The organism is Pseudooceanicola onchidii (assembly GCF_004959925.1).
Lineage (GTDB): Bacteria > Pseudomonadota > Alphaproteobacteria > Rhodobacterales > Rhodobacteraceae > Pseudooceanicola > Pseudooceanicola onchidii.
In genome coordinates this window covers 1,189,588-1,210,339 of record NZ_SPUW01000001.1, presented here as the reverse complement: position 1 = coordinate 1,210,339, position 20,752 = coordinate 1,189,588, and the positions used below count along the sequence as shown (strand labels likewise).

Sequence of the window (20,752 nt, the reverse complement as noted above, 5' to 3'; positions counted from 1 at the left end):
GCGCATCAGGCAGTCAGGCGATTAGTCGCAAAATCGCGGGGGCGACTGCAATGTCTCGGCGGCGACCAGCATCAAGGCCCAGTGCGGGCCACCCAGGCTTGGATCAACCGCCAGCGCCAACGGAAAAAGGCCGCCCCGAGGGCGGCCTTTCCAATCTTGTCGGCAGATGCCAGCGATATCAGCGCTTGGAGAACTGGAAGCTCCGGCGAGCCTTGCGGCGGCCGTACTTCTTACGCTCAACAACGCGGCTGTCGCGGGTCAGGAAGCCTGCGGCCTTCAGGGCACCGCGCAGCGACGGATCGTACAGCTGCAGCGCCTTGGAGATGCCGTGCTTGACCGCGCCGGCCTGACCGGACAGGCCACCGCCGGTCACGGTTGCCATGACGTCGAACTGGTCTTCGACACCGGCAACGGTGAAGGGCTGGCGCAGGATCATCTGCAGAACCGGACGCGCGAAGTAGGCGTTCATTTCCTTGCCGTTCACGGTGACCTTGCCGGAGCCCGGCTTGATCCACACGCGGGCGGTCGCGTCTTTCCGCTTGCCGGTCGCGTAGGAACGGCCCAGCTCGTCACGGACGGGCTCACGCGGGGTTTCGGGTTCGGCTGCAGCCGCAACGCCGCCGATGTCATCGGACACGGCGTCCTTCAGCTCTTCGAGCGAATTGATCTGGTCGGCCATTTATCAGCTCCGCGTGTTCTTGGAGTTCATGGATTTGACATCCAGCACGTCCGGCGCCTGCGCCTCGTGCGGATGGTCGGACCCGGCGTAGACGCGCAGGTTGGTCATGATCTTGCGGGACAGGCGGTTGCCCGGCAGCATCCGCTTGACGGCGGCGGTCACGACACGCTCGGGGTGTTCGCCTTCCAGCAGCTGGCCCGCGGTGCGGTGCTTGATGCCGCCCGGGTGGCCGGTGTGCCAGTAGTATTTCTTGTCAGCGCGCTTGTTGCCGGTCATCTGCACCTTGTCGGCGTTGATGACGATGACGTTGTCGCCCATGTCCATGTGAGGAGTGAAGGTCGCCTTGTGCTTGCCGCGCAGGCGCATGGCAACGATCGAGGCGAGACGGCCGAGAACAACGCCTTCCGCGTCGATCACGATCCACTTCTTCTCGATGTCTGCCGGAGTCGCAGAGAAGGTTTTCATAACGGGTGCCCTTTGGAAAATGGCAGCCCGGACAGCGGTGAAGCCGACCGGGCGGATTGATGGGCGGGTTATACAGGGCGGAAGAATGCAGTCAAGCAGGACATCTTCTGAAAATCATATCAAAATCAATGCCTTGCAATATAGGTATCATTATACCCCACGCTTTTCCGACCCCTCGCACGGCGAAGCCCCCGATCCGACCGAGTCTCCTGAGTCACACTTGGGGTAAATCAGTACACCCCGCGGTCGGCCCTCTGGCCGGAACGGGCGCTGCGGTCTACATCGCACAGGCGTATTCCACCAAGGGTATTCAGGGTCTTTCATGTTGCAGCGCGTCATTTCCGGCATCGCCCTTGTGGGCGTCGCGCTGACCTTGGGCGGCTGCGTCCATGTCTCGGCCCCGCCACCGACCCGCGCTGCCGCCGTGCCGCATCCGGGCGACGAAACCCGCGTCTACGGTGTGACCCGGGCCGAGGTGCGCACGACCTCTGGCGGGATGCCTCTGACCGGCGCGTCCTGTCGCTTGATCGCCCAGACCATGAGCCTGGAGTTTCACACGCCCGCAGTGATCGAAATGCCGATCCTGCACCGCCCCCTCGCCCCGGCCACGCTGAATTGCCGGTTCGCCGGGCGCGAGGTTCAGACGGTGCTGCATGCCACGCGCCTGATGGAGCTGCGCGACGACGACCCGGACCGGCCCTTCGGCTATGCCCTGGGCCAGGTGGCGCGCATCGCCTCAGGCGTGACGAACATGTGGAGCTATATGCCGACCGGCACGGTGATGACGATCGACATGGGGTCCTGACCAAATGTGGTCCTGACCGTCGCCGGGCTTACCGGTCGGGCGGGATCGAATAGGTCAGTGTTGCCCGGGCCACGGGGCTTTCCATGCCGTCGGACCACATCAGGATGTCACCGACCGCCAGGACCTTGCCCAGCTTGAGCAGCGTGCAGTCGGCGATCAGGTCTGTCCTGGCCGCCGGTTTGCGCATGAAGTCGATCGAGCAGTTGGTGGTGACGGCCAGCGCCTTGGGGCCGATCTGCGCCAGGATCGCCAGGTAGACACCCACATCGGCCAAGCTGAACATCGCGGGTCCGGACACCGTGCCGCCGGGGCGCAGGTGCTTGTCCGTGACCTTCAGGCGGACACGCAGGCCCATGTCGCGGACCTCCTCGACCTGGAAGTCCTCGTGAACCTGCGGAAAGGCCTCCTCCATGAAACTGGTCAGATCTTCGGCCGTCATGACTGGCATGTGCTTTCCTCCTCCAAGCGCAGGGCATAGACTTCCCCGGAAAGCGAGGGGGGACAAGATGGGAATTCTGGAACGTCGCGACACCGGGGCCGTGGCCCATCTGGTGATGAACACGCCGGAAAAGCTGAACGCGCTCAGCGACGCCATGCTGGCCGAGCTTCAGGCCGCCTTTGACGCGCTGCGCGAGGATCGGGACATCCGGGTGGTCACGCTGGCGGGCGCGGGCAAGGCCTTCTGCGCCGGGCACGATCTGAAAGAGATGCAGGCGGGGCGGCAGGCCGAAGACGGCGGCGCGGCCTATTTCGGGGATCTCTTCACCCGCTGCGCCCGGGTGATGGAGGCGATCCGCACCCTGCCCCAGCCCGTGATCGCGCGGCCCCATGGCATCGCCACCGCCGCCGGCTGTCAGCTGGTCGCCACCTGCGATCTGGCCATCGCGGCCGAGGGCACGCGGTTCGGGGTCAACGGGGTGAACATCGGGCTGTTCTGTTCGACCCCCATGGTCGCCCTGTCCCGCAACATCCCCCGCAAGCAGGCGTTCGAGATGCTGACGACCGGAGAGTTCATCGACACGGCCCGTGCGATCGAGCTGGGGTTGATCAACCGTGCGGTGCCTGCCGATCAGCTGGACGCCGCGGTCGAGGATCTGGCGGGAACGCTGGCCTCCAAGTTGTCGGCGGCAGTCCGGATCGGGAAAGAGGCCTTCTATCGCCAGATCGAAATGCCCGTGGCCGAAGCCTATGCCTATACCGGAGAGGTCATGGTGCGGAACATGATGCTGCGCGACACCGACGAAGGCATGGCGGCCTTCATCGAGAAGCGACCGCCGGACTGGGCGGACTGACCCCCGCCTGTGTACAGGTTGTTTCCGGAGCTTGACCACATTATTGCCCGATTTGGCATTTCGCCCGCGTGATCCGATGGGTTAGACTGAATTTAATTTCAGGATTGTCTGATGCGAATTTGGGTCACTGTCGGCATTCTGTCTCTCCAGGCCACGCTCTCTCTGGCCGACGTGCTTCCATCGGCGGTGACCCCCGCAGACTTCCCCGCCACCGATCCGCTTCTGGTCGAGATCGGGCGCGACCTGTTCTTCGATCCCATCCTGTCCGGTAACCGCAATATCGCCTGCGCCACCTGTCACCACCCGACGCTGGCCTCGGCCGACGGGGTGTCGCTTGGGCTGGGCGAAGGGGCCGTGGCGCTTGGGGCGCGGCGGCATGTGCAGGACGGCAATGCGCCGCACAATCGCATCCCCCGCAATGCGCCCGCCCTGTTCAATCTCGGGGCGCATGAATTCACCGTGCTGTTCCATGACGGGCGCGTTCAGGTGGATCCGGATGGCGCGCTTGGTTTCCGGATGCCCGCAAACGCGGAATTGGAGCGGCCGGTGCCAAGCGTTCTGGCCGCACAGGCCCTGATGCCGGTCACCAGTGCCGACGAAATGGCCGGACAGGAGGGCGAGAACCCGGTGTCCCGGGCGGCGCGCGAAGGCCGGTTCGCGGGGGCGGGCGGTGTGTGGGACTTACTGTGTAAGCGGATCGAGGCCCTGCCCGGCTATACCGAGCGTTTCAAGGCCGTGATCGGCGAGCGAAAGCTGCATTTCACCGATATCGCCCGCGCCATCGCCGAGTTCGAGACCTTCGAATTCCAGTCCGTCGACAGCCCCTTTGACCGCCACCTGCGCGGCGAGGCCACGCTGGACGCGGCCCAATCCGCCGGGATGGACCTGTTCTACGGCAAGGCGCGATGCAGCACCTGCCATGCCGGCGCCTTTCAGACCGACCATCGGTTCCACGCGATCGGCCTGCCGCAGTTCGGCCCAGGCAAGGACGCCGGGGGCTATGCCGACCGCGGGCGGCTGGCTGTGACCGGCAACGAAGACGACCGCTACCGGTTCCGCACACCGTCGCTGCGCAATGTCGCGGTGACGGCACCCTATGGGCACAACGGGGCCTATGCCGATCTTGAGGCGATGGTGCGCCACCACCTGGATCCCATCACGTCGCTGACCCGCTACGACCGCAGCCAGGCGCAGCTGCCACAGGCACAGGTCGAAACCGATGACTGGGCGGCCATGGACGACATGGAGGAGGTGATCCGCATCGCCGAGGCGACCGAGATCGCGCCGATCGCCCTGTCGGATGAAGAGGTTGCGCAGATCCTGGCCTTCCTCGGCGCGCTGACGGACCCGCGGGCGCGTACCGGGCGGCTGGGGCCTCCGGCCTCGGTCCCGTCGGGGCTGCCGCTTGATACGGCGAACTGACCCTTCCCAAAGGCGCGGCGATACCCTATCTGGCGCGCATGTCTGATACACCTGAACTCCACATCGTTGGCGGCGGCATGGCCGGGTCGGAAGCGGCCTGGCAGGCCGTGAACATGGGCGTGCGCGTCGTGATCCACGAAATGCGCCCCAAGGTCGAAACCTTTGCCCACAAGACCGGCGACCTGGCGGAAATGGTCTGTTCCAATTCCTTCCGCTCGGACGATGACGAACAGAACGCCGTGGGCCTGCTGCATTGGGAAATGCGCAAGGCCGGCGGGCTGATCATGGAAATGGCCGATACCCATGCGCTGCCTGCGGGCGGTGCGCTGGCCGTCGACCGCGACGCCTTTTCCGCCGGTGTCACCGAACGGCTGCGCGCCCATCCGCTGGTGCGGGTCGAGGACGGCGAAGTGTCAGAGCTGCCCGCAGATGGCCACTGGATCTTTGCCACCGGCCCGCTGACCTCGGAAGGGCTGGGGCGCGCGATCCAGGCCGAAACCGGCGCCGAGGCGCTGGCCTTCTTCGACGCCATCGCGCCGATCGTCTATGCCGACAGCATCGACATGGACGTGGTCTGGGCGCAGTCGCGCTATGACAAGGGCGAGACGGAGGCAGAGCAGAAGGCCTACCTCAACTGCCCGATGACCAAGCCGCAGTACGAGGCCTTCATCGACGCGCTTCTGGCCGCCGACAAGACCGAGTTCCACGAGGGCGAGACGGCGGGCTATTTCGACGGCTGCCTGCCGATCGAGGTCATGGCCGAACGCGGCCGCGAGACGCTGCGCCACGGGCCGATGAAGCCCATTGGCCTGACGAACGCGCACAAGCCGGAAGAGAAGGCTTACGCTGTAGTGCAGCTGCGCCGCGACAATGCGCTTGGCACGCTGTTCAACATCGTGGGCTTCCAGACCAAGATGAAATACGGCGCGCAGACCGAGGTATTCAAGACGATCCCGGGGCTTGAGAATGCCTCTTTCGCGCGGCTTGGCGGGATCCACAGAAACACCTTCCTGAATTCGCCGACGCTGCTGGACAACCGGATGCGGCTGAAGTCGCGCCCGCATGTGCGGTTCGCCGGCCAGATCACCGGGGTCGAGGGATACGTCGAGTCGGCTGCCATGGGGCTTCTGGCGGGCCGCATGGCCGCGTCCGAGATCCTGGGCCGCGACCTGCCCCCGCCCCCGCCCGAGACGGCCATGGGCGCGCTGGTGAACCACATCACCGGCGGCGCCGTGGCCAAGACCTTTCAGCCGATGAATGTGAACTTTGGGCTCTTCCCGCCGCTGGACGGCGTACGTGGGGGACGCAAGGGCCGCAAAGAACGCTACAAGGGCTATACCGACCGCGCGAAAGAGCTGTGGGCGGAGTGGCTGGAGACGACGGTCGGCTGACCCTTGGACGTGATAAGGTCCGGGAGGGGCGCGGCTGCGAAGTCGCGCCCTTTTCGGTTCATGACGCGGGGCGTGAGCGGCGGATGCCTCCGGCGGGAGCATTTTCGGCAAGATGAAGACTGAACGCGCAGGGGCGAGATCAGTCCATTTGTTTCAGAGACTTAAGGTGCTAAGGTGAGGTTGCGCGTCAGCAGGGATGACAGGCATGCATCACGGGTTGGACTTCCGATCGTTATTAAAGTTTTAACTCAAGCCATCGAAAGCGTCGCCTGAGCCCACATGACCTTCACCACCCGTTTCGCCCCCTCTCCGACCGGTCCGCTGCACCTGGGCCACGCTTATTCGGCGATGCTGGCGCATGACATGGCGCGGGCGGCGGGCGGGCGGTTTCTGCTGCGGATCGAAGATATCGACCAGTCCCGCGCACGGCCCGAATGGGAGGCGCAGATCCATGACGATCTGCACTGGCTGGGGCTGAGCTGGGAGGAGCCGGTGATGCGCCAGTCCGACCGTCTGCCCGCCTATCGCGCGGTGCTGGAGCGGCTTTGGCAGGAGGAAGCGGTCTTTGCCTGCACCTGCAGCCGGAGGGACATCGAGGCCGCCGCCAGCGCCCCGCAGGAAGGCGCGCGGATGGGACCGGACGGGGTTGTCTATCCCGGGACCTGCCGGGCCTGTCGCAGCGCGGGGGGGCTGCACCCGATCCCGTCCGGCGCGGCGCTGCGGCTGGACATGGAAAAGGCGGCGACTGACGGCGTAAGTTTTGTTGAAGGCGGGGCCGGACCCGAGGGTGAAACAGGCAGAATCGCGGTCAGCTCAACCGCGCTGGTGCGGGACATCGGCGACGTCGTGCTGGCGCGCCGCGAGATGGGGACCTCCTATCACCTGTCGGTCGTGCTGGATGATGCGGCGCAGGGGGTGACCCATGTGGTGCGCGGACAGGACCTGTTCGAGGCGACGGCGATCCACGTGGTGCTGCAGACCCTGCTGGGTCTGCCGACGCCGGTCTATCACCATCATCGGTTGATCCGCGACGATCAGGGCAAGCGGCTGGCCAAGCGCGATGACGCACGGGCCATTCTGACCTACCGGCAGGAGGGCGCGACGCCTGCGGACATTCGCAGACTGGTCGGTCTTACACCATAGGTGCCATCAGCTCGGCCTCGTCTCCATCCAGAACGGACGTGTAGAAACAGCTGCGGCGGTTGGTGTGGCAGGCGGGGCCGGTCTGACGCACGATCATAAGGATGCAGTCACGGTCGCAGTCGATGCGGAAATCCACCAGTTCCTGCACGTGGCCTGAGGTTTCGCCCTTGATCCAGAAGCTTTGCCGGGACCGCGACCAATAGGTGACACGGCGGGTGTCCAGCGTCCTGACCACGGCCTCGGCATTCATCCAGGCCATCATCAGCACCGCACCCTCTTCGTCCTGGGCGATCGCCGGGATCAGGCCGTTGGCATCATATTTCAGCGTCGCGGGGTCGAAGGGCATCGGGCGGTCCTTTGCAAACGGGGTCACCGGGGCTATCTAAGGGGGAACGGCCCAAGGCGCCACCATCGAAAGGACCGACGATGAGCGCGGAGACTGACCTCGTCAAACTCTATTCCGACAAGATCCTGGCGCTGGCCACGAACATCCCGCACCAGACCCGGCTGGATGCCCCCGACGCGTCCGTCAAGCGGCGCGCGCCGCTGTGCGGGTCGACGGTGACGGTGGATGTGGTGATGCAGGACGGGCGCGTGGCGGGCTATGGGCAGGACGTGAAGGCCTGCGCGCTTGGCCAGGCGGCGGCGGCGATCGTCGGGCAGGCCGTGATCGGTGCGACGGCAGATCAGATCATCGCCGGGCGCGACGGGTTGAAGGCGATGCTGAAAGAGGACGGGCCGACGCCCCCTGCCCCCTTCGACGGTCTCGAGGTGCTGCGCCCGGCCAAGGACTACAAGAACCGCCATGCCTCGATCCTGCTGACGCTGGACGCGCTGAGCGAGGCGATGGAGAAGATCGGCCAGTCCAGCTGCGCTTAACGCCTTGTTCGGGCTTTTGATCTATCCAGTCCGAAGGACAACGGACTGGATACGATGCATCACGATCAGACCGGCTTTGACGCCAAACGCCATGCCGAAACCCTGAACCGGGTCGCGGAAAATTCTGCGGCACTCGGGGCCGAGATCGTGGATGTGAACGGGTTCCTTGACGAGCTTGAGGCGCAGTCGGGCGAACAGCTGCGCACGCTGAAGAAATTGCGCGACGGCGCGGGCCACGTGGTGCAGGTCAATGCCTCGGTGATGGAGACGCTGACCTCCATGTCCGAAGCGATCACCGCCACGCTCAACCAGCTGAACGGGGCCTATGACCTGGTGTCGGACACGCAGTCACAGGCGGGCAAGCTGGTGTCCTGGATCGAAAGCATCGACAGGCGGTCGCAGGACGTGCAGGGCACGCTGGATGCCGTTCAGACCTCGAACAACCAGATCGCGGTGATTGCGGCGCAGGTCAACATGCTGGCGATCAACGCGAAAATCGAAGCCGCCCGGGCGGGCGAGACCGGCAAGGGCTTTGCCGTCGTGGCCGATGCGATCAACGAACTGTCGCATCGCACCGGCAAGGCGGCCGAGGACATCACCGACCATGTCTCGGCCCTGATCGACTGGATCACCGAGCTGCAGAGCGAGGCCGGCACGATCAACGCGCAGGGCACGCAGATGTTCGCATCTGGCACGAAAAGCCAGACGGCGCTGGCCGAAGGGCTGGAACAGATGAAGACGGCGCATCACCGGACCGAGCTGATCACGCGGGACGCCGAAGCCGCGGATACCGAACTGCGTGACTTCCTGCCCCGGATCTCGGCCATCGATTCCTCGGTCCAATCAGGCGCTGAAGGGGTGCGCGTGGCGCATGACCGCGTGTCGCGGCTGGTCGATACCTCGGAACGCATGGTGCAGGACAGCGTGGCCTTGGGCGGGGCACATGACGATTCACCCTTCATTCGCGAAGTGACGCGCCGTGCCGCCGCCGTGCGCGAGGCCTTCGAAGACGCGGTGCGGTCCGGCCAGCTGACGATGGACGACTTGTTCGACACCGCCTATCGCCCCGTGCCCGGTTCGGATCCCGTCCAGGTGATCACGCGGTTCACGCGCTTTACCGACCACGTCCTGCCAGAGATCCAGGAACCCGCGCTGGACTTCGATCCGCGCGTCGTGTTCTGCGCCGCGGTCGATCGGAACGGATATCTTCCGACGCACAACCTGAAATTTTCCCACCCCCAGGGGGATGATCCGGTGTGGAACGCGGCCAACAGCCGGAACCGGCGGGTCTTTGACGATCGCGTCGGCTTCAAGGCCGGGCAGAACACGGACCCCTTCCTGCTGCAGGTCTACCGCCGCGACATGGGCGGTGGCACCTTTGCCATGATGAAGGATCTTTCGGCCCCGATCTTTGTCGAAGGGCGGCATTGGGGTGGATTGCGGCTGGCCTACCACCTGTAAAAAAAACCGCCGCACGTCGGGGTGGACGGCGGCGGAAAGAAGCGTTTTCGCGTGGGACACCGTGCTGACCGGCCGGGGAATGGGGCTTCCCGGCAATCTGGGACAGGCAATCGCAGAACCGCATCGGGGAACGCGGGGGTCAGGACGGACGCGAAATCGCAGGCAGAATGGGATGGGTCAGGTCAGACCCGGCAGATGCAGTGCGCCCAGAAGCAGGACGGTCAGGGCGGCGACACCAACAAGGTCTTCGACCAGGGTGCCACGAGAGTCGCGGATGATGTCGGCGATTTGGCGGATCATGATGGTGTTCCTCGTGGCGTTAACTCTGTTGCCACTTTGTTCTCATATTCACACCCCATCTGTAAAGAACTTTTTGAGAACATTCGTGAACAAAAAGATTTATCCGACTGAAATCAGTCGGATAGCTTCGTCCTGCCCCATCAGCCAAAGCAGGTGGCGGGCGGCTGTTCCCCTATCGCCTTCCAGGGTCGGGTCGCGGGTCAGCAAGGCCCGGGCATCGCTTTGGGCCAAGGCCATAAGGCCCGTGTCGCGTTCCAGGTCCGCGATTCGGAACCGGGGCACGCCCGATTGCGCCGTGCCGATCACATCGCCCGCACCGCGCATCTCAAGATCGACCTCGGCAATCCGGAACCCGTCTTCGGTCTGGCGCATCAGGGTCAGCCGTTTCTCTGCCGTTTCGCTCAACGGGGCCTGGTACATCATCAGGCAGGTCGCCTGCGCCTCGCCCCGCCCCACGCGCCCCCGCAACTGGTGAAGTTGCGCCAACCCAAAGGTCTCTGCCCGCTCGATAACCATGATCGAGGCGTTCGGCACGTTGACGCCAACCTCGATCACCGTCGTGGCCACCAGGACCTGCCGCTCTCCGGCGACAAACTGCGCCATGGCCCGGTCCTTGTCAGACGGGGGCATCTGGCCATGGACCAACGCGACCACGTCATCACCAAGCGCGGCGCGCAAGTGCTTGAACCGGTCTTCCGCCGCGGTCAGATCCAGAACCTCGCTTTCCTCGACCAGCGGACAGACCCAATAGGCCTGCCGCCCTTCTGCGATGGCCCGGCGCAGGTGGCCGACGACCTCTTCCATCCGGCCAGTGGTGACCAGCGCGGTGGTGATCGGCTTCCGGCCCGGCGGCTTTTCGTCCAGGATCGACACGTCCATGTCGCCGTATTGCGCAAGGGCAAGCGAGCGCGGGATCGGCGTCGCGGTCATCACCAGAACGTCGGCAAGCGCGCCTTTCTTGCCAAGTTCAAGCCGTTGGCGCACGCCGAACCGGTGCTGTTCGTCAATGATCGCCAGGCGCAGGTCGTTGAACTGGACGTCGGCCTGAAAGACCGCGTGGGTGCCCACCAGGATGTGGATGCGCCCTTGGGCCAGGTCGGTCAGCTTGGCCGCCCGATCCTTTCCCTTGTCGCGCCCGGTCAGGATCTCGACCCGGACACCAGCGGCTTCAGCCAGGGGGCCAAGCCCCTCAAGATGCTGACGCGCAAGGATTTCCGTCGGCGCCATCATGACGCCCTGCCCGCCGGCCTCGACCGCGACCAGCAGCGCCATGAAGGCCACAAGCGTCTTGCCCGCGCCCACGTCCCCCTGCAGCAACCGCGACATCCGCGCCGCGCCGCCCATGTCCTTTGCGATCTCGTCGACCGCGCGGACCTGCGCGGCGGTCGGCGCATAGGGCAGCGAGGCCAGCACCTTTTGCCGCAACGCGCCATCCCCGGCCGTGCTGCGCCCTTTGCCCCGCCGCGTGCGGCTGCGCGCAAGTGCCAGCGTCAGTTGGTGGGCGAAAAGCTCATCATAGGCGAGCCGTTGCCGCGCCGGGTCCAGACTGACGGGATCACCCTCGGGGGCATGGGCATCCAGAAGCGCCTGGTCCCAATCCGGCCAGCCGCGTTCGGTCTTCAGCGGTCCGTCGATCCATTCGGCCATGGTCGGCACCCGCGTCAGGGCGGCCGTCACCGCCTTGGTCATCACGCGTTGCGTCACCCCCTGGGTCAGCGGATAGACTGGTTCGAAATCAGGCAGGTCGCCCGCGTCCGATGGCGCCAGCACGTGATCGGGATGCACCATCTGCGCGATGCCGTCGAACAGTTCGACCTTCCCCGAAACCAGCCGGGTTTCCCCCACGGGCAGCAACTTGGTCAGGTAATCGCCCCGCGCGTGGAAGAAGACGATCGGAAAGTCCTCTTCGGCATCGCGCACATAGACCCGGGTGGCGCCGCCCCGCCGGGCGGCCGGACGATGCGACACGACCTGAACCTCGACCGTGATCGTCGCTGGAAGGGGCACACCCTTGATCGTCGGTTTGCGCCGCCGGTCGATAACGCCATGCGGCAGAAGGAAAATCAGGTCGCGCGGTGTCGCGACGTTCAGATGCTCAAGGTTCTTGGCGACCTTCGGCCCGACGCCCGGCAGGGTCTGCACATCGGCAAACAACGGGAACAGGATCTCGGGCCGGCCTGCCATGTCAGCCGCCGATCAGGGCCAGCCAGCCGTCTTCGTCAAGCGTTTCGATCCCAAGATCAGCGGCCTTCTTGGCTTTCGACCCTGCCCCCGGTCCAGCGACCAGAAGGTCTGTCTTGGCCGAAACCGATCCGGCGACCTTGGCGCCAAGCGCCTCGGCCCGGGCCTTGGCTTCGGCGCGGGTCATCTTTTCCAAAGTCCCTGTAAAGACGACCGTTTTCCCGGCAACGGGGCTGTCGCTTGTCGCAGGCGCGGCAACGTCCTGCACGTCCAGCTCGGCCACCAGCCGGTCGATCGAGGCGCGTTCGGCGGGCTGTTGCAGCGTCGTGACCAGCGATACCGCAACGGCGGCGCCGATGCCGTCGATGCCCACAAGATCATCCCAGGCGGCCTTCGCACCCTGGGGAAGCACCTCGGCCTCCCACGCGGCCTTGGTGACCGCTGAAATCGAGGCCCGGCGTCCTTCCTGGGCGGCGCGACGGCGTTCCTGAACGATCGCCTCTTCCGCCCGAAGATGGCGTTTCGCGGCCGGCGCCGCCGCATCGACAGCCGCGACAAAGGCGTCCCAACTGGTGAAATGCCGCGCCAGATCGGCGGCGGCCACTTCGCCGACATGCCGGATCCCGAGCGCAAAGATCAGCCGGTTCAACGGGATACGGCGCTTTTCGTCGATGGCGGCAAACAGGTTTGTCGCGCTCTTGTCCCCGAATCCGTCACGGTTCTTCAGCTTGGCCAGCTGGGCCGCATCACGGTTCGCCAGGGTGAAGATCTCGGCCGGTTCGCGGATCGGCAAGGTTTCATCGCCGTAGAACATCTCGACCTGTTTGGCGCCAAGCCCCTCGATGTCGAAGGCCGCGCGAGAGACGAAATGCTTCAGCTTTTCGACAGCCTGAGCCGGGCAGATCAGGCCACCGGTGCACCGGCGGACCGAATCGCCTTCTTCGCGGACGGCGGCGCTGCCACATTCGGGGCATTCGTCCGGAAAGACGTAAGGAGCTGCGTCATCCGGGCGCTTGGCCAAATCGACATCGGCCACCTTCGGGATCACGTCGCCCGCCCGGTACACCTGAACCCAATCGCCCACGCGGATGTCCTTGCCGCCCCGGATCTCTTCGCCGCGATTGTCGCGACCGGCGATGTAGTCCTCGTTATGCAGCGTCGCATTGGACACCACGACGCCGCCGACGGTCACCGGCGTCAACCGGGCGACGGGGCTCAGCGCGCCGGTCCGGCCGACCTGGATGTCGATCGCTTCAAGCCGCGTCCAGGCCAGTTCCGCCGGGAACTTGTGCGCCATGGCCCACCTAGGCGTGGTCGACCGGCTGCCAAGGCGGGTCTGCAGAGCCAGGTCGTCGACCTTGTAGACGACGCCGTCGATGTCATAGCCAAGGGTCGCGCGCTGGTCCTCGATCAGGCGGTAGTGATCCAGCATCTCGGCGACCGAGGTGCAGCGGCGGGTCAGCGGGTTGGTCTGAAAGCCCATGTCAGCCATGCGGTCGATCGCGCCGGACTGCGAGTCGGCAAGCGGCTCGGTCAGCTCTCCCCAGGAATAGGCGAAGAATTTCAGAGGCCTGGAGCGCGTGATCTCGGCATCCAGCTGGCGCAGGGACCCGGCCGCGGCATTGCGCGGGTTGGCGAAGGTCTTGCCGCCCCGTTCTGCCTGACGCTCATTCAGAGCCGCGAAATCAGCGTGGGACATGTAGACCTCGCCCCGGATTTCGACGACCTCGGGCGCGCCTGCGATCTCCTCGGGGATGTCGTCGATGGTGCGGGCGTTGGCGGTGACGTTCTCACCAACCTCGCCATCGCCCCGGGTGGCGGCCTGCACCAGCCTGCCCTGTTCGTACCGCAGCGACAGCGACAGGCCATCGATCTTCGGTTCCGCCGTGAAGGCCAGCGGCGCGTCGGGGGTGAGGTTGAGGTAGGATCGGACGCGATTGGCAAAATCCCGGACATCCCCGTCCTCGAAGGCGTTGGCCAGCGACATCATCCGGACGGCATGACGCACCTTGCCGAATCCCTCGGCCGGGGCGGCGCCGACCTGGTCTGACGGGCTGTCGGCGCGCTTGAGATCGGGGAAGCGGGCTTCGATGTCGGCGTTCCGCCGCTTGGCGGCGTCATAGTCCGCATCCGACAGGTCGGGGGAATCCTCGGTATGATAGGCGGTGTTGGCGGCATCCAGCAGCTTGGCCAGCCTGGCCAGCTCGGCCTCTGCCTCATCCACCGTCAGCCTGTCTACGGCCTTGTCGGCCATGTGTCCGGACATGCCTGCGCCCCCTTCTTCACAACCACCGGCGGACCGGCTGTGCGAAGTGATAGGGGGCGCTTGGACCGGGGTCCAGTGGTGAGTGGTGGCCTTCGGTCTTTATTCAGGCGCCAACGGCAAGCCGCTGATCATCCATTTCTTCGGGCTGCGGGTCACGCAGAACGTAGCCCCGGCCCCAGACGGTTTCGATGTAATTCTCGCCGCCTGTCGCAGTCGACAGTTTCTTCCGCAATTTGCAGATGAAGACGTCGATGATTTTCAATTCCGGCTCGTCCATTCCGCCGTAGAGATGATTGAGGAACATCTCTTTTGTCAGCGTCGTTCCCTTGCGCAGGGAAAGAAGCTCAAGCATTTGATATTCCTTGCCGGTCAGATGAACGGCCTTGCTTCCGACCTCGACCGTTTTTGCGTCCAGATTGACTGAAACCTTGCCGGTATTGATGACGGATTGCGAATGCCCCTTGGACCGGCGGATGATGGCGTGGATCCGGGCAACCAGTTCTTCGCGGTGGAAGGGTTTGGTCATGTAGTCATCGGCACCGAAGCCGAAGCCCTTTATCTTGTTTTCCGTGTCGTCGGCCCCGGACAGGATCAGGATCGGCGTGTCGATACGGGCCATGCGCAGTTGGCGCAGAACTTCGTGGCCGTTCATGTCCGGCAGTCCAAGGTCAAGGAGGATCAGGTCGTAATCGTAGAGCTTCGCCAGATCGATCCCTTCTTCCCCGAGATCCGTCGTATAGACGTTAAGATTGGCATGGGTCAGCATCAGTTCGATGCTTTTCGAGGTAGTCGGATCATCTTCGACGAGCAGCACACGCATTACCGGACTCCGTTAAGTTTTATTTACACAACCCACTCTGCCCCTAAATGGTTAATGACCAATTACCGTATATCAAGAAAGTTCTCAACAACTCAAAGTTGTCATTACCGTGTCAGGGTTGCCTGAATTTCTGCACAGTTGTGGCTTTCAGCGCCTCTTCCCCATGGCGCGACACGGCCCAGACCCATTCGCGAAATTCCTCTTCGCTCAGCCTGTAAAGCTCAAGCGCCTCGTCCTGCGTGATCAATCCATGGACCACGCCGCGCACCACGGCCGCCTTGCGAGAGGCGACCCACCTGGTGGTCTCCGCGGCCGGAAGATCCGCCCGTGTCATGATAGAGCCATCGGGCAGGTTCACGGCCCTTGGCCCGGGGATTTTCTTAAGATACATCGCACACGTACCCTTTTCCGTTCCGATGGTATCCTTGCCGCTCGGGTTTAACGGGAGGTGAAATCGCGGCCTATTATTTGTTCGCATTTTCGCTTATTGCTTCATGCTTCGTTCAACATCCGTCCCGGAGGGCCCCATGCCGCTGGATCAGAACACCGGACTCAACTCGCTCGGATTCGCCAAACCGCCGTCCGAAACGCGCGTCGTCGTGGCCATGTCGGGCGGCGTCGACAGCTCGGTCGTGGCGGCACAGCTGGCCGAGGAAGGCTATGACGTCGTGGGCGTGACGCTGCAGCTTTACGACCACGGGGCGGCGCTGGCCAAGAAGGGCGCCTGCTGTGCCGGTCTTGATATCCACGACGCGCGCCGCGTGGCCGAGGAAATGGGCTTTCCGCATTATGTCCTCGACTATGAAAACATCTTCAAGGACGCGGTGATAGACGAATTCGCCGACAGCTACCTTGCAGGTGCGACCCCGGTGCCCTGCATCCGCTGCAACGAACGGGTCAAGTTCAAGGACCTGCTGGAAACCGCGCGCGACCTGGACGCCGACTGCATGGCGACGGGCCATTACATCCAGCGCAAGATGGGTGCGCAGGGGGCCGAACTGCACTGCGCCGCCGATGCCAACCGCGATCAAAGCTATTTCCTCTTCTCGACGACCCAGGAACAGCTCGACTACCTGCGCTTCCCGCTTGGCCACCTGCCGTCCAAGAACGAAACCCGCGCGCTGGCGGCCAAGTACGGCCTGCCCGTGGCCGACAAGCCCGACAGCCAGGACATCTGCTTCGTGCCGAACGGCAACTATGCCTCGGTGATCGAAAAACTGCGCCCCGGCGCCGCCGAACCCGGAGAGATCGTGGACGTGCAAGGCCGCGTGCTGGGCAAGCATGAGGGCGTGATCCATTACACCATCGGCCAGCGGCGCGGTCTGGGCATCGGCGGCCTCACCGAACCGCTCTATGTCGTCAAGCTTGACGTCGACACCCGCCGCGTGGTCGTCGGCCCGAAAGAGATGCTGGCCACCCGCCAGGTCCCCGTACGCGAGATCAACTGGCTGGGCGACGGCAAGCTGACCGACCAGGCCGAGCGCCACATTTCGGTCAAGGTACGGTCGACCCGGCCGCCGCGCGATGCGATCCTGCGCCCGATTTCCGACACCGAAGCGGTGGTCGAACTGCTGACCGCAGAAGAAGGCGTATCGCCCGGGCAGGCCTGCGTCTTCTACGAGACCGGCGGCACGCGCATCCTGGGCGGTGGCTGGATCTGGAAGGGCTGATCCCCTTCATCTTGCCCGAAATACTCCCGCCGGAGGCGCGTGGGATCAGAGCCGTTCCACCACGGCCCGGGCAGCGCGCAGCCCCGGCGGCTCGCCCCCTTCGCCCAGACGCTCCATTGTCAGGGCCATGGCCGCGTCCTGCGCGCTCGGGTCCGTCAGGATCTTGAGAGCGGCGGGCGCGATCAGCTCGGCCCGGCAGTCGGGCCCTAGGTATTCGGGTACGGTGCGGCTGTCGGCGACAAGGTTCACCAGCGTCACCGTATCCGTCACCACCATGCGCTGCATGATCGCGAAGGTCAGCGGGTTCATCTTGTAGGCGATGACCATGGGCGTGCGGGCGGCGGCCAGTTCCAGCGACACCGTGCCCGAGGCCGCGATGGCCACGTCCGCCGCCCTGAAGGCCGCGCGCTTGGTGGCATCATCGGTGGCGGCGGGATCCAGAAGGATCGGTTTGACCGGCCAGTCGGCCATCATGTCCGTCAACCGCGCCGCAACGGGCGTGGCGGCGGGCAGCACGGCGCGCAGCTCGGGCCGCCGGTCGGTCATGCGCCGCAGCGCCTCGGCCAGCACGGGGGCGATGCGCGTAACCTCGCCGTGGCGCGACCCGGGTAACAGAAGGGCCAGCGGTGCCTCTCCGATGTCGTGGGCGGCACGGAAGGCGCGCGCGTCGGCGTCGGTTGCGCGGGGCTGGGTGGCGATCGGGTGGCCGACAAAGTCACACTCCATCCCGGCGGCCTGCATGTAGGGCGGCTCGAACGGGAAGAGCGCCAGGACCTGGTCGATCATCTGCGCCATCTTCGCCGCCCGCCCCGGACGCCAGGCCCAGACCGTGGGCGCGACGTAGTGCACCGTGCGGATGGTACTGGCGGCCTTCACCAGCTTCGCCACACGCAGGCAGAAGTCGGGGCTGTCGATGGTGATCAGAACGTCCGGTTTGCTGGCCAGAGCAGCCTCGGCGCTTTCGCGGATGCGGCGCTTGAGGTGAAAGTACTTCGGCAGGATCTCGGCCAGCCCCATGACCGACAGCTCGTCCATGGGAAAGAGGCTCTGCATCCCCTCACCGCACATGCGTGGGCCGCCGATGCCTTCGAAGGCCACATCGGGCACAAGCGTCTTCAACCCCTGCATCAGCGCCTGTCCAAGCGCATCGCCCGAAGGCTCTCCGGCGATCAGGAAGACGCGCATCAGGGCTCTGCCAGCAGGAAAAGACCATGCTCGGCACAGGCCGAGAGAAGCGATGGCCGGTCGATCAGCACGGTGGCGCGGGCGGCGATGGCGATGCCTTCAAGCCCTGCGTCCACGGCGGCGCGGATGGTATCCGGCCCGATGGCCGGCATGTCGACGCGCAGGTCCTGCCCCGCCTTGGGCCGCTTGACCAACACGCCGCGCCGATCACCACGCAAAGCCGCCGGGGTGTTGCCCACGAACCGCAAAAGCGCATCGGTGCCCTGCAGTGTCTCGACCCCGAGGCATAGTCCCCCGGCCACCACGCAGCCCTGCCCGACGTCGAGCGGCGAGAGAGCGTCAAGAATCGCGCGCGCCTGCGCCACGTCGCCCCGGGCCGAGGCCCCGGGTTCCGGCCCCGCCAGAAGGCCCGGCGCGGCGGTGAGGTCAGGCAGCAGATCGGCGGCGCCGACGACCTCGAATCCCTGATCTTCAAACAGGGTGATCACGAAGCGCAGCAGCTGGTCGTCGCCCTGCTGCATCGCCGCCGTCAGACGGGGCAACAGCGCTGTCGTGACGGGATCCAGCGCGGCGGGATCGAAGGCGGGGCGCGACATGGCCCCGGCCATGACCACCCGGGTCACGCCCGCACCGCGCAGCGCATCGAACAGGGCGCCAAGCCGTTCGAACCGGTGCATCTGCAACCGATCGGACGGCAGGTCGGTGGCAATGCCCTCGAACCCCACACACTGCGCCCCGGGATCGGCAGCCGCCAGGGCGACGGGCAGGCCCCCGCCCCCGGCAATGATCCCGAGCCGCGCCATTCAGCCCTTGCCCGGCGTCAGGAAGGACCGGTCGCTGGCGCCGGTGACGAAATCGACGATCTCTCGGACGTAATCGCTTTCGGTTTCCTCGCCCAGGCGGCGGGCACGATCCTGGAAGGCGCCTTCGCCCTGCGCCAGCATCTGGAAGGCCGCGCGCAGTGCCGTGATGTCGGACCGCGCCACGCCGCGGCGTTTCAGCCCGACAAGGTTCAGCCCGTCCAGGTGCCCGCGCGGCGCCTGCACAAGGCCATGCGGAATCACGTCGTTGGTGACCATGGTGACGGCACCGATGATGGCCCCGCGCCCGATGCGGACGAACTGGTGCACGCCCGAGAGACCACCGATGATGACCTCGTCGTCGATGATGCAATGCCCGGCCAGCGCGGCGTTGTTCACCACGATCACGTTGTTGCCAAGGATGCAGTCATGCGCGATGTGGCAGCCGGCCATGAACAGCCCGTCGTCGCCCACGCGGGTGACGCCGCCACCGCCTTCGGTGCCGGTGTTCATGGTGACATGTTCGCGGATCCGGTTGCGCTTGCCGACGGTAAGCGTGGTTTCCTCGCCCTTGAACTTCTTGTCCTGCGGGATGCCACCCAGAACCGCAAAGGGATGGACCAGCGTGTCCTCTCCGATCTCGGTGATGCCCTGCACGACGACATGGCTCATCAGCCGTACGCCCCGCCGCAGCACGACCTTGGGGCCGATGTGGCAGAAGGGGCCGATGGTGACGCCGGCCTCGATCACCGCGCCGTCTTCGATGATGGCAGAGGCGTGGACCTCTGCGCCCGGATCTACGGCCATGGGTTACTCCTTCGGCAGGTCCATCATCGCGGTGAATTCGGCCTCGCAGGCCAGTTCACCCTCGACCTCGGCCACGCCCTTGAACTTCCAGACCTTGGCGCCGGGCTTGCCGCGCACCGTGGTCAGCCGCATCTTCAGCACATCCCCGGGCACGACCATGCGCCGGAACTTGCAGTTGTCGATGGCCATGAAATAGACCAGCAGCTCCTTGTCGGCCATGTCCATGTCGACACCCACCATGACGGCGGCGGTCTGGGCCATGGCTTCGACGATGGTGACGCCGGGCATGATCGGCTTGCCGGGGAAATGGCCCTGGAAGTGCGGCTCGTTCATCGTGACGTTCTTGATGCCAAGCGCGGACTGGTAGCCGTTGATTTCCTCGACCCGGTCGACCAGCAGGAAGGGATAGCGGTGCGGGATGATCCGCTGGATAAGCCCGATATCGGCGGATTTCAGGGTGTCGCTCATGGGCTGTCCTTTCGTCTTTGGGGGTGCCTAGCAAGTCGCCCGCATCCGGGCAAGCGCCGTGCGGTCAGTCGGCCGGGGCCGTGGGCGCGTCGACGCCGGGCGCGGCGGGATCTTGTGACGGGCTGTCATCATCCGTGATCAGCCCCAGGCCGCCATCGGCCATCGCCGCGTCCAGCCGCTGGATCGCCAGGGCGGTGATGTCGACCGACTGCAGGGCGACGATCACGGTATTCTTTTCCAGGATCGCGACGGCGCCGGTGTCCTGCATCAGCGAGGCCAGTACGGGGTTGGCCGCCTGAAGGATGCGACGGCGGGCCGCTTCGGCGCGGGCCTGCAGGTCGCGCAGCTTGGCGTCCTGTTCCTCGCGCACGTCGTTGACCTTGGCGTCGAACGCGGCGGCCTCGGCGCGGAAGGCTTCCGCGGTCAGTGAGGACCGGCGCACGGACAGGTCTTTCTCCTCTTCCGTCAGCTCGGCCTCGATCCGGCGGTTTTCGGCGGCGAGAACGGCACTGGTTTCGGCCAGTTCCTCGTCAATCGCACGCCCGGCGGCGCTTTCGGTCAGCAGGCGATCAGTGTCCAGCGTCAGGATGGCGCTGAATTCCGTGCCCTCGGTCCGGCCGGGTTCAAACCCGGATTGCGCCGCCACTGGACCGGCAGCGAAAAGGGCGGCCGAGACACCGACCGCCCTTATCGTGGATGTGAACCAGCGCGGATGCAC

General features: G+C 65.3%; 22 protein-coding genes. 8 read left to right on the top strand and 14 right to left on the bottom strand.

All coding sequences use genetic code 11. The features are described from left to right. Nucleotides 1-178 precede the first annotated feature (178 nt). A complete protein-coding gene (gene rpsI / locus E4S58_RS05755; RefSeq protein WP_136635376.1) occupies nucleotides 179-679 on the bottom strand; it encodes a 30S ribosomal protein S9 in 501 nt (166 codons plus the stop codon). 3 nt (nucleotides 680-682) lie between these two features. Continuing rightward, entirely contained in the window at nucleotides 683-1,144 is a 462-nt protein-coding gene (gene rplM / locus E4S58_RS05750) for a 50S ribosomal protein L13 (protein WP_136635375.1), read from the bottom strand. Between the two features lie 322 nt (nucleotides 1,145-1,466). On the opposite strand from rplM, the gene E4S58_RS05745 reads away from it, so the two are divergent. After that, complete coding sequence (locus tag E4S58_RS05745; protein ID WP_136635374.1) at nucleotides 1,467-1,949, top strand: hypothetical protein; 483 nt, start codon at nucleotides 1,467-1,469, stop codon at nucleotides 1,947-1,949. A gap of 28 nt (nucleotides 1,950-1,977) precedes the next feature. Here the strand turns inward: E4S58_RS05745 and E4S58_RS05740 are convergent, their stop codons facing one another. After that, nucleotides 1,978-2,397 (bottom strand): PaaI family thioesterase, encoded by a 420-nt coding sequence (locus E4S58_RS05740; RefSeq protein ID WP_136635373.1) that lies wholly within the window; start codon nucleotides 2,395-2,397, stop codon nucleotides 1,978-1,980. A gap of 58 nt (nucleotides 2,398-2,455) precedes the next feature. Here E4S58_RS05740 and E4S58_RS05735 point away from each other — a divergent pair, with 58 nt between their 5' ends. The 4 genes from E4S58_RS05735 (at nucleotide 2,456) to gluQRS (ending at nucleotide 7,197) form a co-directional block, all read left to right on the top strand. Beyond that, entirely contained in the window at nucleotides 2,456-3,241 is a 786-nt protein-coding gene (locus E4S58_RS05735) for an enoyl-CoA hydratase (RefSeq protein WP_136635372.1), read from the top strand. 111 nt (nucleotides 3,242-3,352) lie between these two features. Then, entirely contained in the window at nucleotides 3,353-4,663 is a 1,311-nt protein-coding gene (locus E4S58_RS05730) for a cytochrome-c peroxidase (RefSeq protein ID WP_136635371.1), read from the top strand. Nucleotides 4,664-4,701: 38 nt separating this feature from the next. Then, complete coding sequence (gene trmFO, locus E4S58_RS05725) at nucleotides 4,702-6,054, top strand: methylenetetrahydrofolate--tRNA-(uracil(54)-C(5))-methyltransferase (FADH(2)-oxidizing) TrmFO (protein ID WP_136635370.1); 1,353 nt, start codon at nucleotides 4,702-4,704, stop codon at nucleotides 6,052-6,054. A 279-nt stretch (nucleotides 6,055-6,333) separates the two neighbouring features. Next, nucleotides 6,334-7,197 (top strand): tRNA glutamyl-Q(34) synthetase GluQRS, encoded by an 864-nt coding sequence (gene gluQRS / locus E4S58_RS05720; protein WP_136635369.1) that lies wholly within the window; start codon nucleotides 6,334-6,336, stop codon nucleotides 7,195-7,197. Here the strand turns inward: gluQRS and hisI are convergent. Beyond that, the gene (hisI, locus tag E4S58_RS05715) at nucleotides 7,187-7,543 is read right to left on the bottom strand and encodes a phosphoribosyl-AMP cyclohydrolase (protein WP_136635368.1); all 357 of its coding nucleotides are present in this window, start codon (nucleotides 7,541-7,543) and stop codon (nucleotides 7,187-7,189) included. The genes gluQRS and hisI overlap by 11 nt on opposite strands. A gap of 80 nt (nucleotides 7,544-7,623) precedes the next feature. On the opposite strand from hisI, the gene E4S58_RS05710 reads away from it, so the two are divergent. Both E4S58_RS05710 and E4S58_RS05705 read left to right on the top strand, forming a co-directional pair. Then, a complete protein-coding gene (locus tag E4S58_RS05710) occupies nucleotides 7,624-8,076 on the top strand; it encodes an iron-sulfur cluster assembly scaffold protein (protein ID WP_136635367.1) in 453 nt (150 codons plus the stop codon). 54 nt (nucleotides 8,077-8,130) lie between these two features. After that, nucleotides 8,131-9,537: a methyl-accepting chemotaxis protein gene (locus E4S58_RS05705; protein WP_136635366.1), complete on the top strand. Its 1,407-nt coding sequence runs from the start codon at nucleotides 8,131-8,133 to the stop codon at nucleotides 9,535-9,537. A gap of 177 nt (nucleotides 9,538-9,714) precedes the next feature. Here E4S58_RS05705 and E4S58_RS18090 read toward each other — a convergent pair whose 3' ends face one another. The 5 genes from E4S58_RS18090 to sciP form a co-directional block, all read right to left on the bottom strand. Continuing rightward, a complete protein-coding gene (locus E4S58_RS18090) occupies nucleotides 9,715-9,837 on the bottom strand; it encodes a hypothetical protein (protein WP_276605903.1) in 123 nt (40 codons plus the stop codon). Between the two features lie 99 nt (nucleotides 9,838-9,936). Continuing rightward, on the bottom strand, nucleotides 9,937-12,021 hold the full coding sequence (gene recG, locus E4S58_RS05700; protein ID WP_136635365.1) for an ATP-dependent DNA helicase RecG: 2,085 nt from the start codon (nucleotides 12,019-12,021) through the stop codon (nucleotides 9,937-9,939). A 1-nt stretch (nucleotide 12,022) separates the two neighbouring features. Further along, a complete protein-coding gene (ligA, locus tag E4S58_RS05695) occupies nucleotides 12,023-14,284 on the bottom strand; it encodes an NAD-dependent DNA ligase LigA (RefSeq protein WP_240789469.1) in 2,262 nt (753 codons plus the stop codon). A 103-nt stretch (nucleotides 14,285-14,387) separates the two neighbouring features. Beyond that, nucleotides 14,388-15,104: a response regulator transcription factor CtrA gene (ctrA, locus tag E4S58_RS05690; protein ID WP_136635364.1), complete on the bottom strand. Its 717-nt coding sequence runs from the start codon at nucleotides 15,102-15,104 to the stop codon at nucleotides 14,388-14,390. Nucleotides 15,105-15,216: 112 nt separating this feature from the next. Further along, entirely contained in the window at nucleotides 15,217-15,495 is a 279-nt protein-coding gene (gene sciP, locus E4S58_RS05685) for a CtrA inhibitor SciP (protein WP_136635363.1), read from the bottom strand. Between the two features lie 136 nt (nucleotides 15,496-15,631). On the opposite strand from sciP, the gene mnmA reads away from it, so the two are divergent. After that, nucleotides 15,632-16,774, top strand: a complete 1,143-nt coding sequence (gene mnmA / locus E4S58_RS05680; protein ID WP_136635362.1) for a tRNA 2-thiouridine(34) synthase MnmA — start codon at nucleotides 15,632-15,634, stop codon at nucleotides 16,772-16,774. A 45-nt stretch (nucleotides 16,775-16,819) separates the two neighbouring features. Here mnmA and lpxB read toward each other — a convergent pair whose 3' ends face one another. From lpxB to E4S58_RS05655, 5 genes are all read right to left on the bottom strand, one after another. Further along, nucleotides 16,820-17,959 carry a lipid-A-disaccharide synthase gene (lpxB, locus tag E4S58_RS05675; protein ID WP_136635361.1) on the bottom strand — a complete coding sequence of 380 codons (1,140 nt, stop codon included), beginning with the start codon at nucleotides 17,957-17,959 and terminating at the stop codon, nucleotides 16,820-16,822. Next, entirely contained in the window at nucleotides 17,959-18,762 is an 804-nt protein-coding gene (locus E4S58_RS05670; RefSeq protein ID WP_136635360.1) for an LpxI family protein, read from the bottom strand. The genes lpxB and E4S58_RS05670 overlap by 1 nt, the downstream gene beginning before the upstream one ends. Next, nucleotides 18,763-19,566, bottom strand: coding sequence for an acyl-ACP--UDP-N-acetylglucosamine O-acyltransferase (gene lpxA / locus E4S58_RS05665; RefSeq protein ID WP_136635359.1), 804 nt, complete (start codon nucleotides 19,564-19,566; stop codon nucleotides 18,763-18,765). It lies immediately after the preceding gene. A 3-nt stretch (nucleotides 19,567-19,569) separates the two neighbouring features. Further along, nucleotides 19,570-20,034, bottom strand: a complete 465-nt coding sequence (gene fabZ, locus E4S58_RS05660) for a 3-hydroxyacyl-ACP dehydratase FabZ (RefSeq protein ID WP_136635358.1) — start codon at nucleotides 20,032-20,034, stop codon at nucleotides 19,570-19,572. A gap of 64 nt (nucleotides 20,035-20,098) precedes the next feature. Next, complete coding sequence (locus tag E4S58_RS05655) at nucleotides 20,099-20,752, bottom strand: OmpH/Skp family outer membrane protein (RefSeq protein ID WP_240789468.1); 654 nt, start codon at nucleotides 20,750-20,752, stop codon at nucleotides 20,099-20,101.